Origin of the sequence: Pontiella agarivorans, assembly GCF_034531395.1 — a bacterium.
GTDB lineage: Bacteria > Verrucomicrobiota > Kiritimatiellia > Kiritimatiellales > Pontiellaceae > Pontiella > Pontiella agarivorans.
Genome location: NZ_JARVCO010000002.1, coordinates 539,161 through 551,398, shown reverse-complemented (window position 1 = coordinate 551,398; position 12,238 = coordinate 539,161). Strand labels below are relative to the sequence as shown.

Annotated in this window: 11 protein-coding genes; 4 read left to right on the top strand and 7 right to left on the bottom strand. The window is 54.8% G+C overall.

The window, feature by feature from the left end:
- Nucleotides 1-34 precede the first annotated feature (34 nt).
- Entirely contained in the window at nt 35-2,608 is a 2,574-nt protein-coding gene (clpB, locus tag P9H32_RS02325; protein ID WP_322607250.1) for an ATP-dependent chaperone ClpB, read from the bottom strand.
- Between the two features lie 184 nt (nt 2,609-2,792).
- Here clpB and P9H32_RS02320 point away from each other — a divergent pair, with 184 nt between their 5' ends.
- Both P9H32_RS02320 and P9H32_RS02315 read left to right on the top strand, forming a co-directional pair.
- Nucleotides 2,793-3,842: a sodium:calcium antiporter gene (locus P9H32_RS02320; RefSeq protein ID WP_322607249.1), complete on the top strand. Its 1,050-nt coding sequence runs from the start codon at nt 2,793-2,795 to the stop codon at nt 3,840-3,842.
- Nucleotides 3,843-3,853: 11 nt separating this feature from the next.
- Entirely contained in the window at nt 3,854-4,399 is a 546-nt protein-coding gene (locus tag P9H32_RS02315; protein WP_322607248.1) for a 5-formyltetrahydrofolate cyclo-ligase, read from the top strand.
- Between the two features lie 115 nt (nt 4,400-4,514).
- Here the strand turns inward: P9H32_RS02315 and P9H32_RS02310 are convergent, their stop codons facing one another.
- Nucleotides 4,515-4,889 (bottom strand): DUF4345 domain-containing protein, encoded by a 375-nt coding sequence (locus tag P9H32_RS02310; RefSeq protein WP_322607247.1) that lies wholly within the window; start codon nt 4,887-4,889, stop codon nt 4,515-4,517.
- Nucleotides 4,886-5,743: an NAD(P)H-binding protein gene (locus P9H32_RS02305; RefSeq protein WP_322607246.1), complete on the bottom strand. Its 858-nt coding sequence runs from the start codon at nt 5,741-5,743 to the stop codon at nt 4,886-4,888. Before P9H32_RS02305 ends, P9H32_RS02310 begins: the two co-directional genes overlap by 4 nt.
- A 190-nt stretch (nt 5,744-5,933) precedes the next feature.
- Between P9H32_RS02305 and P9H32_RS02300 the strand changes: the two genes are divergently transcribed.
- Nucleotides 5,934-6,953 carry an AraC family transcriptional regulator gene (locus tag P9H32_RS02300; protein WP_322607245.1) on the top strand — a complete coding sequence of 340 codons (1,020 nt, stop codon included), beginning with the start codon at nt 5,934-5,936 and terminating at the stop codon, nt 6,951-6,953.
- A gap of 51 nt (nt 6,954-7,004) precedes the next feature.
- Here the strand turns inward: P9H32_RS02300 and ahcY are convergent, their stop codons facing one another.
- Together ahcY and P9H32_RS02290 are read right to left on the bottom strand one after the other, a co-directional pair.
- Nucleotides 7,005-8,447 (bottom strand): adenosylhomocysteinase, encoded by a 1,443-nt coding sequence (gene ahcY / locus P9H32_RS02295; protein WP_322607244.1) that lies wholly within the window; start codon nt 8,445-8,447, stop codon nt 7,005-7,007.
- Between the two features lie 102 nt (nt 8,448-8,549).
- The gene (locus tag P9H32_RS02290; protein ID WP_322607243.1) at nt 8,550-9,473 is read right to left on the bottom strand and encodes an ArsR/SmtB family transcription factor; all 924 of its coding nucleotides are present in this window, start codon (nt 9,471-9,473) and stop codon (nt 8,550-8,552) included.
- Between the two features lie 209 nt (nt 9,474-9,682).
- On the opposite strand from P9H32_RS02290, the gene P9H32_RS02285 reads away from it, so the two are divergent.
- Nucleotides 9,683-10,456 (top strand): site-2 protease family protein, encoded by a 774-nt coding sequence (locus P9H32_RS02285; protein ID WP_322607242.1) that lies wholly within the window; start codon nt 9,683-9,685, stop codon nt 10,454-10,456.
- Here P9H32_RS02285 and P9H32_RS02280 read toward each other — a convergent pair.
- Nucleotides 10,442-10,837, bottom strand: a complete 396-nt coding sequence (locus P9H32_RS02280) for a hypothetical protein (protein WP_322607241.1) — start codon at nt 10,835-10,837, stop codon at nt 10,442-10,444. The genes P9H32_RS02285 and P9H32_RS02280 overlap by 15 nt on opposite strands.
- 60 nt (nt 10,838-10,897) lie before the next feature.
- On the bottom strand, nt 10,898-12,187 hold the full coding sequence (locus P9H32_RS02275; protein ID WP_322607240.1) for a 3-deoxy-D-manno-octulosonic acid transferase: 1,290 nt from the start codon (nt 12,185-12,187) through the stop codon (nt 10,898-10,900).
- Nucleotides 12,188-12,238 lie beyond the last annotated feature (51 nt).

Sequence of the window (12,238 nt, the reverse complement as noted above, 5' to 3'; positions counted from 1 at the left end):
AACAGGCCCTAGTCGATTTAACTCCCCGGATACGTCAGATCACATCCAGCTCCTTGCCTTTAAGGATAACCTGAATTTCATCCCCTTCTGATTTTTCTCCTGCAATGATGCTTCGGGAAATCGGCGTTTCCAGATGCTGCTGGATAAAGCGTTTTAACGGCCGCGCTCCGTAGACCGGATCAAACCCTTCTTCGGCAATGTATTTCAGAGCCTCTTCGCTGATTTCCAGTCCGATGCGCTGCTGCTGCAGCCGATCCTTCAATTCCTTCACGAGCAATTTCACAATGCCGGCAATTTCATCCAGCCTCAACGGCTTAAACAACACAGTTTCATCCACCCGGTTCAAAAATTCCGGACGAAAATGGCTCCGCAGCGCCGCCATCACCTGATCCCGCGCAGACTCCGAAATATGCCCCATATCATCGATACCGTCGAGCAGGTGGGTTGAACCGATATTACTGGTCATGATAATGATCGTATTCTTGAAATTCACCGTACGGCCATGCGAATCGGTCAGCCGCCCGTCTTCAAGAATCTGAAGCAGCACATTGAATACATCGTGATGCGCCTTTTCGATTTCGTCGAGCAGCACCACGCAATACGGCTTCCGCCGCACGGCTTCCGTCAGCTGGCCGCCCTCTTCGAATCCCACATAACCGGGAGGTGCCCCGACCAGTCGCGACACGGTATGTTTTTCCATATATTCAGACATATCGATTCGGACCATATTCGCCTCCGAATCAAACAGCTCCCAGGCCAGCGTACGCGCCAGCTCGGTTTTCCCCACCCCGGTCGGACCGAGAAACAGGAATGAGCCAATCGGCCGGTTCGGATTCTTGATGCCGGCCCGCGCACGCAGCACCGCATCGGCCACCGCCTGTACCGCATCATCCTGACCAATCACCCGCTCATGCAGGACTTCATCCAGTTTCAGCAGTTTTTCACGCTCGCCTTCCAACAGCTTCGTCAGCGGAATTCCGGCCCAGCGCGAAATCACCTCAGCAATTTCCTCCTCAGTCACCTCTTCACGCAACAGCGTTGCATCACTCTGTTCCATTGCTCCCTGCGCCTCGGCCAGCTTGGCCGCAATATCCGGAATGGTTCCGTGCCGCAGCTTCGCCACGCGTTCCAGATCATATTCCCGCTCCGCCTTTTCGGCTTCCATACGGGCAAGCTCCAGCCCTTCACGCAGTTCACGAACCCGTTCAATGCCGCTTTTCTCATTATTCCACTGCGCACGCATGGCATCGGCATCCGCCTTCAGATCCGCCAATTCCTGACGCAGCGATTCCAGCCGCTCCCTGCTCGCCTTATCCTTTTCCTTCTTCAGGGCGGTTTCTTCAATTTCCAGACGCATCACCTTACGGGTAATTTCATCCAGCTCGGCCGGCATCGAATCAATTTCCGTGCGGATGGTTGCACACGCCTCATCCATCAGATCGATCGCCTTGTCCGGCAGGAAGCGGTCCGAGATATAGCGATCCGACAGCACCGCCGACGCCACCAGCGCCGCATCCTGAATGCGCACCCCATGATGCACCTCAAAACGCTCTTTCAATCCGCGTAAAATCGAAATCGTATCCTCCACGCTCGACACATCCACCACCACCGGTTGGAAGCGCCGCTCCAGAGCCGAATCCTTTTCAATATATTTGCGGTGCTCATCCAGCGTCGTCGCTCCAATACAATGCAGCTCCCCGCGCGCCAGCATCGGCTTCAGCATATTCCCGGCATCGGAAGAGCCTTCTGTCTTTCCGGCCCCCACAATCGTGTGCAGTTCATCAATAAACAGAATAATCCGGCCCTCGGAAGCCTTAATCTCCTGCAGCACCGCTTTAAGACGCTCCTCAAATTCGCCGCGATATTTCGCCCCCGCCATCAGCGCCGTCATGTCCAGCGCCCAAATCGACTTTTCCTTCAGTCCTTCCGGCACATCACCGCGCACAATACGCTGCGCCAGCCCTTCCACAATAGCTGTTTTCCCCACACCGGGTTCGCCGATCAGCACCGGATTATTTTTTGTTTTTCGCGAAAGAATACGAATGACCGACCGAATCTCCGAATCGCGTCCGATCACCGGATCCATCTTACCGGACCGGGCAATCTCCACCAAATCCTGGCCATATTTTTCCAGCGCCTCATACTGTCCTTCCGGATTATCCGACGTCACACGCTGATTTCCGCGCACCTTTTCCAAGGCCTGGAAAACCGAATTTTTGTCCACGCCGTTTTCCTTCAGCACCGGCAATGCATCCGTAAACACCAGTAACAGATGCTCCACGGAAACATATTCATCCTTCAGCTTTTTAGCGGCATCGCCGGCCTTCACCAGCAGCTGATTCAAACGCTGCGTAATATAAACCTTGCCCGACTCCGTCGCCCCGGAAACCCGCGGCTTTTTCTCCAGCTCCTGCTCCACGCGCGCCGTAATCACCGGCACCGAAGCACCGATCGCTTCAATCAGACGCGGAACCAACCCATTCTCCTGCTCCAGTAATGCAAAAAGCACATGCTCCGCATCCACTTCCTGATGCCCGAACCGCAATGCTTTCACCTGCGCCTGCTGCAACGCCTCCTGTACCTTCTGTGTCGTTTTATTCAAATCCATTGTATGACTCCTTTCATAAGGTCATGTGCTTTAACGCACCGACTGTGCCAACGCAAAAAATGCCCCTTTTCCAAAGATGGGCAGTTTCCAACCGCTGAAAACCGCGCCATTTCAACCCGCAGCGGTGTCACACTGAGTCAATAAGAGTTGTTCCGGAGATTCAAACTCGTGTACAAAAAGACACATGCAATGCTTTGAACAACTGATCGGCACACAATCCGGACTGGTACTCGCTTTTATCGCCACTGCGGCCCTCGTGGTGGTTACCGGAATTAAACTGAGCATGTACGGCGATGCGCTGGGCGACCGCACGGGTCTGGGCAACGGCCTGATCGGCCTGATCTTTCTGGCGGGAGTCACCAGTCTTCCGGAACTCGTCGTTTCGCTGACGTCGGTATTTAATGCGGCAACAGCGGCCGACGGAGCCGACCTGGCCACCGGAAACATGCTGGGATCGAATGTCTTCAACCTGCTGATTCTTGCATTTATGGCGATTTTTTTCACCAAACACTTCAAGCCCGCAGCGATGAAATCTTCGCACACCTCTTCCATCATCTACGGCCTCCTCATGCTGGGCCTCTTCGCCGCCGCCTACATCCGCGCCCCGCGCGAAAGCTGGATAATTCCCGGGCTCGACTGCTCGGCACTGGTGCTTGCCCTGCCGGTATTTTACCTCGGTGTACTGTTTCGCGAACACCGGCAACTTAAAAATGCCGCCGAAGAAACGGAGGAACATCTGCCTGAAGAAGATGCCCTTGCCCATATGCCGGCAACGCGCTTTTACAGTATTCTGCTTGGTCTCTGCGCACTTATTATCGGCGGCGGCGTTATTCTCTCCATTCTCGGAAGCCGAATGGCGCTTCCGCCGGAACAGGGCGGGTTCGGCCTCGAAGCCAGTCTTATCGGTACCATTTTCCTGGCCATTTCCACCAGCCTGCCCGAACTGGTCATCTCATTCAGCAGTATCCGCCTCGGATTTCTGGATATGGCGGTCGGAAACGTGCTCGGCAGCAACATGTTCAACCTGCTGATCATTTTCGTGGCCGACCTCGCCATGCGCGGAGACAGCATGCTGGCAAAGGCCTCTTCCAAACATTGGACGAGCGTGGCACTTATTTTTGTGCTCACACTGGCCGGCTGGCTTCTGCTTAAAACAAAAACCCGAACCGCCTCTCTGGCCGTCGCGGTCAGTATGATTGTGCTCTATGCCGCCTCCATGGCGCTCTTTATTTAACAGGAAAAAACATGACCCCTGAAGAAACCCGCACTTATGTAAAAAACCAGCTGCACAGCATGGGCCTGCCGATTGTTGAAGCAAACGGATTTCTGGCGGTAAAACGGCTTAAATCGCATCCGGCTTATGTCGCCGCTGAAAAAATAGGAGCCTATGCCCCCCAGCCGGAACAGATCGATGTTACCCACCTCATGACACAGAATGAGCGGCAGTTCTACATCCCCGCCCTTGATGAGACGCTCGGCATTTACCGCATGGCTGCAATGGGCGAAACCTTCAAACGCAATACATACGGAACCGTCGAACCCGTTGAACCGGTTTTCGTCGATGCGGATGAACTCGACCTGATTCTCGTCCCGGGGGTTGCATTCGACAACGAAGGCCGGCGCTTGGGTGAAGATCTCGATTTCTATGACGATCTGTTGAAATTCTACAATGCGCCCGTTATCGGTCTCGCCATCGATGCCCAGCGACTGAAAGACCTCCCGGTACCGGATGATGCACCGCGCATGGATGTTGTCATCACCGAATCCTACTGCATCGAAACCGAAAAATAACCCGTCCGGCGAGCCGGGCGACTCATTTAAATAAGGTCGAAAGCCCCAAAGGGACTTTCGACCTTTAACATTATCCTGCCGCCATGCTGCTCAGGCAGGAACGCCTGCGGCCCCTTTACCGAACCCCCGGACGGCCGGAAACGCACCGCACAAGCTCAATGGCAGCCGCGATGATGATTCCCTGCGACGGTATTCCGTCAAGCATCATGCTGATCAGTCTCGCGATCCCGAAAGCCCCGAAGACAAGAACGCAGAGCAGCAGGCCGACCGGACGATGAGACGGCCGGAACACCCCGGTAAGGATTACCAGTGCAGCACCCGCCAGCATGGCGCCGGGCGCCCTGATTTCTGATCGCAGGCTGGGATCTTCGCCGAGCGCAATGCCGTTCCCGGCAAAGAACGAGTCCGGCACCGCCAGAATCGAACATCCGATGAACAACAGCATCACGCCGGAGAGAATGAGATAGCCCGGAATGAATCGCTTTTTCATGACCGCTCTTCCCAGACTCCGGTGGCCGCCGCCTCTTCGGCATAATCGCGGAAATCCCGGGCAGGCCGTTTGAGCGCCCGCTCTACCCCGTTGGTGATATACGCATTCCGGCCATCCAGCACGGTGGAGAACAGATAGTCCATCAGCCAGACCACATCGTCCGGAGCTCCGGATTCCTTCACTGCACCCACAAAGGCCTCGTGCGGAATTGCTTCATAACGGATGTCGCGCCCGGTGGCGGAAGACAAATCCGCTGCGACATCGGCCAGCCTCATGAGGCGCGGACCGGTGACCTCGTAAACTTCGCCGGTATGCCCGGGCTCGGTGAGCGCAGCCGCAATAACGTCGGCGATGTCATCCACATCAATAAACGGCTCACGAACACTCCCGGCCGGGAGTGTAATCACCCCGGCCTGCACCATGTCGTTAAAGGCGCCTTCCGAAAAGTTCTGGTTGAACCAGCCCGCCCGGACCACCGTCCAGTCCAATCCGCTCTCCTGAACAATGCGCTCACACGCCTGTGCTTCCGACTCCCCGCGCCCGGACAACAGAACCAGCTGACGGACCCCAAGCTCCCGGGCCTTGTCCACAAACCGCGCAATGGAATCCGTGGCACCGTCAATCGCCAGGTCGGGCGCATAATTGATATATACGGCATCGACTCCCTCCAGACAGGTGCTCCACCCCGCTTCATGATTCCAGTCAAACGCCGGCACTCCGCTGCGCGAACCGATGCGAACTTCCCGCCCCAGCGCTTCCAGACGCGAGGCCACGCGACGGCCGGTTTTTCCCGTGCCGCCGAGAACCAGGATCAGACCTTCCCGGGTATAACTGCATGTATTCGGTTTCATCATTTTTGTCCTTTCAGGTTAATCGTGTTGATTCACGTTCTGTGTTAATGCATGCAACCTGACAGAAACCCTGTGCAAACGTATTGACCGCCCGCGTCAATTTATTAACCCCCACTGCCAACCGTCCCCTTCCCCCGGCAATTGTATCGGCATCGGGATTGCATGAGCGGCGCGGGATTGCTTAGGTAGGGCCATGGGACAGATTTCTTTACTGTTTGCGCATAAAGTGGCCTATGCGGCGTTTCAGAGCGAAGCCGGCGCCGAAGAAAAACGCGTCGAATTACTTCGCAGTATCGGCGTTGATCCGGACGCACCGGTGGATCCCAAACGCATGATCCCCGCATCGGATTATTATCAACTCTGCGAGCAGGCGGCACATGCCAGCCCGCTGGGCGCATCCCTTTCCCTGGCGGTCGGCGATTCGATGGTATGTGATGACTACGGAGCCTTCGGACTGGCGTGGAAGTCGGCCGTTGACCTGCGCGGATCTTACATGCGGGCCGTGCGATACGGTGAAGTCCTGACCAGCGTATCTGCCCATGAGCTGCACACTGAAGGCAATAAAATCTACATGATGCTCCACCGCGCAGGAGAGCGCCGTCTGGGCCTGCGCCTCTCCAATGAACAGACCATCGCCGCCATCGTAAAAATAAGCCGGGAAGTAAGCACCCAGGACGTTGTCCCCGAAGCGGTGTTCTTCAAACACCCGGCTCCCGAGCGCCCGGATAAGCATGAAACCTACTTCGGCTGCCCGGTGCATTTCGAGGCGGATTGCGATGCCGTTTTAGTTTCCGAAGAAACGTTGGCCACGCCCAACCGGCTTGGAGATGCAACCATCTGCGCATTCTTCGATGCGCATCTTGAAACCGAGCTTGCCGAACGGTCCGACCGGCACGGCCTGAACAAGCGGGTCAGCATCCAGGTTTCCCAATCCCTGAGCGAAGGCGCTCCCTCCATAGAGATAATTTCCCGGCGCCTGGGTATGAGCTCCCGCACCCTGCAACGACGCCTCGCCGAACAGGACCTGTCATTCAAACAACTGGTCGATGAATCCCGCCGCGAACTTGCACAACGCCTTCTGATACAGTCGGAATATTCCCTGAGCGAGATCGCCTTTCTCACCGGGTTCTCGGAACAGAGCGCCTTCAACCGCGCATTTAAGCGCTGGGCCGGTCAAACGCCCCGCTCTTATCGGTTGCAGACCCGCAATTAAAAAAGGGGCGGTTGTGCAACCGCCCCTTTCCATTTCCAATACTTGGAAAGCCTAGTACCGGTAATGCTCCGGTTTGAACGGGCCGTCTTTCGGAATACCGAGGTATTTGGCCTGCTTGTGCGTCAGCGTATCGAGCTTGACTCCGATCTTTTCGAGGTGCAGACGCGCCACTTCCTCGTCGAGAATCTTCGGCAGTGTGTACACACCAATCGGATATTTGCCGGGATTGCAGTACAGTTCCATCTGCGCCAGCACCTGATTCGTGAAGCTGTTCGACATCACAAAACTCGGGTGTCCGGTCGCACAGCCGAGATTCACCAGACGACCTTCGGCCAACAGAATAATGCTGTGCCCCTTCGGCATGGTGATTTTATCGACCTGCGGTTTAATGTTCGTCCACTTGTACTTCTTCATCTTTTCCACCTGAATCTCGGAATCAAAGTGGCCGATGTTACAGACGATCGCCATATCCTTCATTTTTTTCATGTGGCGCTCCGTGATGACATCGCAGTTTCCCGTGGTGGTCACAAAGACATCGCCCAGCAGACAGGCGTCATCCATATTCATCACTTCATACCCCTCCATCGCCGCCTGCAGCGCACAGATCGGGTCAATTTCAGTAACGATCACGCGGGCACCCTGACCGCCCAGCGACTGCGCGCAGCCTTTGCCGACATCACCATAGCCGGCCACTACAGCCACCTTACCTGAAAGCATCACATCCGTTGCACGCATGATGGCATCGACCAGCGAGTGACGGCATCCATAGAGATTATCGAACTTGGATTTCGTGACCGAGTCGTTCACATTGAACGCCGGGAAAAGCAACTCCCCTTTTTCGGCCAGCTGATACAGACGATGAACGCCCGTGGTCGTTTCCTCGGATACCCCGCGAATTTCCTTTGCAATACGGGAAAAACGGTTCGGATCCTTTTTCAGGGCTTTTTTCACCTGCGCCAGAAAAACAGCTTCTTCTTCGGACCCCGGTTTTTTATCAAGAATTGACGGATCCTTTTCCGCTTTATAACCCACCTGAACAAACATAGTGGCGTCGCCGCCGTCATCGAGAATCACATTCGGTCCCGTACCGTTGCCCCAGTCGAGGATGCGGTCGGTGTATTCCCAATATTGCTCAAGCGTTTCACCTTTCACCGCAAAAACCGGCGTCCCCTTTTTGGCGACCGCCGCAGCCGCGTGATCCTGCGTGGAAAAAATATTACAGCTCGCCCAACGCACTTTCGCACCCAGCGCCTGCAGGGTTTCAATCAGCATAGCCGTCTGAATCGTCATATGCAGCGATCCGGTAATACGTGCACCCTTCAGCGGTTTTTCCTTGCCGTACTTTTCCCGAAGCGCCATCAGACCCGGCATTTCATATTCCGCCAACTCCATCTCTTTGCGACCGAAACCGGCCAATCCGATGTCCGCAATAATATAGTCCTGCACCTTTTTCTTTGATGCTTTCTTTTTCGAAGCTTTCTTTTTTCCAGCCATTGGAAGTCTCCTGTTCCTTTTATGTTAGATCACACATTTCCGATCGATGGAACTCAACCTCTTCAGGCCCCAGTTGCCAAACACGGAAATGAAAACTCAAACTTATTTCTTAATGCCGACGACGATTAGAACGGACAGATCAGGCGTCGATCCCGGCAGCGAATCAATCACCATCGGCTCCAGTCCCGCATCCGTCAACCAGTCGCGGATTTCCAGACGCTCAAAACCGAGCCACTGATCCGCCCACTCCTCGCGCGTCCACTCGTGCTCATGCCGATCAAGATCCAGTATGATCAGCTGTCCGCCTTCACTCAGTCCGTCCGCAGCCTTTTCAATAACCTCTTCCGGATTCGATGTATGGTGCAAGGCCTGACTGATGAATACCGCATCATAGGCATCACCGCTCAGATCCAGATCCTCCAGATTACCGACCTTCAGCTCAAGCCGCTCCCCTATATTCTGCTCTTTTGCTTTTTCCGATACCAACTGCAGCATATTTTCCGACTGATCGTAGGCCGTAACCGAAGCTGCAAAACGGGCCAGCAATAAAGCAAGTGCCCCCTCGCCGCAGCCCAGATCAGCAACACGCTTCCCAGAAAATCCGGCCGCCAGTCCGGCCGCCAACGCCTGCCAGCCGCCGCCCGGCTCCGTCAACGTTCCGTAGCGCCCCGCAATTTCATCAAAAAAATCACGGCTTTTTCTGCGCCGAAGGTCCAGCACCCGTTCCACCGCCGCCGCATCCCGGTTGGCCACCGAAATTTCCTTCAGTCGTTCATTCAAAATCCGTGCAAACGCATCATCCCGAAAAAGCTCTCCGCGATTATAGAAGACCGATGTGCCGTCGCGCCGCGACGCCACCAATCCCGCCTCACGCATCGGCTTCAAATGCCGGCTCACCGTCGATTGCGGCATTTCCAATGCCTGAACCAGCTCCGCTACCGAAAGCTCCGCCTGATCAATCGAACGCAGAATCCGCAAACGCCCTTCATCCGCCAACGCTTTAAAAATATCAAGAATATCACTCATTATTCATATATCCGAATTTCCGGATAAAAGGATATTTACTCCGGCCTGTCAACGAATCAGACAAAAAATCAAAGTGCAACACCCCTCATTTCATACATTGCAATGTATGAAATTTATAGACTTTAAGTGACATAGCAATGGATTCGACTTGTTTTTGAACCTTCAGCGGGAGAGGTTGTCGGACTTCTGACATTACAGGACTACTTTTGATGAAAATGGAAAACAACACACTTGTGCTGGGCAGCGCCTTCGGCATACCGATCAAGGTGAGCATGACGCTCCTCATTCTTTCGCCGTTGCTGGCCCTGCGCTACAGCTCTCAGAACCTACTGCTGGGACTGGTCATCGTTATTGGTATTTTTGCGAGCGTCGCCCTCCATGAACTCGGTCATGCCCTCACGGCAATCCGGCTGGGCGGACATGTGAAAGATATTGAACTGGGCATTCTCGGCGGGGTTGCCCGCATGTCTTATATGCCCACTCATCCCAAACAGGAAATACTGATTGCTCTCGCCGGTCCGGCGGTGAGCCTGATATTGGGCGTGGTGCTGACGTTCATAGGCATCCAATCGTCATCTTCAGTTCTTTTTTTCATCGGAGCCATTAATCTGGTACTTCTGTTTTTCAATATTCTGCCCTGCTTCCCGATGGACGGCGGGCGGGTTCTTCGTGCGGCGATAGCATTGAAAAAAAACCGGGTGGAAGCCACCCGGCTGGCGGCAACGATCGGAAAATATTTCTGCATTCTGTTTGTCGTCTACGGCCTTTGGAGCATGAACCTGATTCTGGCCCTCATCGGCGGCTACATCTATTTTGCCGGCCAGCAGGAGCTGCGCATGGTTATGATGGAACACCAGGCGAACCATTTCACCGGATATCGCGACGGCCAGATTGATGTGGAAGTCAGCCCGCCGCCTTATGCACGCGGTGGCGGGACCGGAGAAACGTTTGCAGATAAACTGCGGAACTTATTCCGAGGCTGAGTCCCCGGCCGATCCTGACGCGGTATGTTCCCCCATCAGCGGCTCACTGCTTGCTGTTGAAATGACGGGCAGATATTCGGCATAGTCTTTGTTATTTTCTTCCTGGCGAACGAGCCGTTCCTGAATAAAAAACTGCCAGATGGCAATCGCCACCACCACAATCAGCAGCCCAACGCCGAAGGCCGTCCAGATCACCTTTTCATTTTCTGCTTTTCGCGAAAGATGCAGCAGACGACGCAGCCCGCTGTTTTTACTCCGCCGTTTGCGCGTATGGTCATCGAATGACCGATGGGAATCAGAACGTCGCCGGCGACGCTTTTTCTCCGGCTTTTTTCCCATCGGAATCGGCTCTCTTTTTTTATAAATATCGCTCTCAGACATCGTAATTTCGTTTCCTGTAAATTTTTTAAAAAGTGACAAAAAGACCGTAGTGCGTCCACCCTATTCGCCGATGAGCCCCACCGTACGTTCAATGGCCCCGCGGTTTTCCTCCACCGCCCGGGCGGCCCGCTCCCCAAGGGCCGTGCGCTGCGCCGGATCGTTCAGCAGGTTTTCCACAGCCTGTTCCAAAGTCCGCAGGTCAGCCACCTGCAGCAGGGCATGGCGTCCCAGAAAGACCGGCATCACGGCCGGAAAATTTTCCATATTCGGGCCAACCACGACGGCTTTGCCATACATCGCCGGCTCGATCGGATTCTGCCCTCCGTTTTCACAGAGACTTTTACCCACAAAAATAATGTCCGCCACCGAATAGAAATTGCGCAATTCACCGGTGGTATCGATGAATAAAACGTCGGGCCGTTTTTCCAAGGTCCGGAAGCCGTCTGTTTCGCTGCGGCGCACAAAGCTGAGTCCGTTCTTTTCCAAACACTGGACCACTTCCGGCGCACGCTCAACATGGCGCGGTACCAGCACCAGAAAAAGTTCCGGAAATGCTGTGCGCAGTTTTTTGTATATTTTGCACAGCGCATCCTCCTCACCGGGCCAGGTGGAACCGCCCAGCAGCACTGCAGCCTTTTCGGGCACACCGATTTTCCGCATCAGCGTCCGGGCCGTCTCTTCGCCGGCCGGATCGCGCTCGGCCACATCGAACTTCACGGTACCCATAATATGCACCTGATTCTCCGGTGCCCCGATGCCCAGCATCCGTTTTGCATCGAGTTCGCCCTGCACACAGATCGGGTCTATCCGCCGAAGAATATCCGCCGTCAGCGAGCGCAGTTTTTTATAGCCTTTATACGATTTTTCCGACATGCGGCCGTTGACCAGCGAAATCGGAATACCCCGTTTGTCCGCCAGGCGGATCAGATTGGGCCAGAATTCGCCCTCCATCAGAACAATGCGCTGCGGGTTGATGATACCCAGCACCTTGTTAATGATGATCGGCAGATCGACGGGAAAGTAGAACAGTACGTCCCGCTCATCGATCTCTTTGCATCCGATTCTGTGAGCCGTGGACGTGGTGGTGCTCAGCGCGAAATGAGCGGCCGGATGTTTTTCCCGATAGGCTTTGATGAAGCGCAGTGCCACATAGATTTCGCCCACGCTTACCGCATGCACCCAGATGCGCCGGTGTTCCCGCAGCTTTTCTTTGGTGCCGTGCCCAAAGTGGCCGATGCGCTGTTCAAAATGCTGCCCGTAGCCGCCCCGCTTCAGCATGCGCGAAATAAATTTCGGCAGCATGAAGAGGAAGACGATCGGAAACAGCAGGTTATAAACAATCCAGAGCATGCAAACACACTAAGGGCGGGAAGATGAAAAAACCATTCCCGCCCTCCGCTA

Bases quoted from the DNA above. Each gene is read 5' to 3' on its own strand.
- clpB (WP_322607250.1), bottom strand. From the start codon at position 2,608: ATGGATTTGAATAAAACGACACAGAAGGTACAGGAGGCGTTGCAGCAG.
- P9H32_RS02320 (WP_322607249.1), top strand. From the start codon at position 2,793: ATGCAATGCTTTGAACAACTGATCGGCACACAATCCGGACTGGTACTC.
- P9H32_RS02315 (WP_322607248.1), top strand. From the start codon at position 3,854: ATGACCCCTGAAGAAACCCGCACTTATGTAAAAAACCAGCTGCACAGC.
- P9H32_RS02310 (WP_322607247.1), bottom strand. From the start codon at position 4,889: ATGAAAAAGCGATTCATTCCGGGCTATCTCATTCTCTCCGGCGTGATG.
- P9H32_RS02305 (WP_322607246.1), bottom strand. From the start codon at position 5,743: ATGATGAAACCGAATACATGCAGTTATACCCGGGAAGGTCTGATCCTG.
- P9H32_RS02300 (WP_322607245.1), top strand. From the start codon at position 5,934: ATGGGACAGATTTCTTTACTGTTTGCGCATAAAGTGGCCTATGCGGCG.
- ahcY (WP_322607244.1), bottom strand. From the start codon at position 8,447: ATGGCTGGAAAAAAGAAAGCTTCGAAAAAGAAAGCATCAAAGAAAAAG.
- P9H32_RS02290 (WP_322607243.1), bottom strand. From the start codon at position 9,473: ATGAGTGATATTCTTGATATTTTTAAAGCGTTGGCGGATGAAGGGCGT.
- P9H32_RS02285 (WP_322607242.1), top strand. From the start codon at position 9,683: ATGAAAATGGAAAACAACACACTTGTGCTGGGCAGCGCCTTCGGCATA.
- P9H32_RS02280 (WP_322607241.1), bottom strand. From the start codon at position 10,837: ATGTCTGAGAGCGATATTTATAAAAAAAGAGAGCCGATTCCGATGGGA.
- P9H32_RS02275 (WP_322607240.1), bottom strand. From the start codon at position 12,187: ATGCTCTGGATTGTTTATAACCTGCTGTTTCCGATCGTCTTCCTCTTC.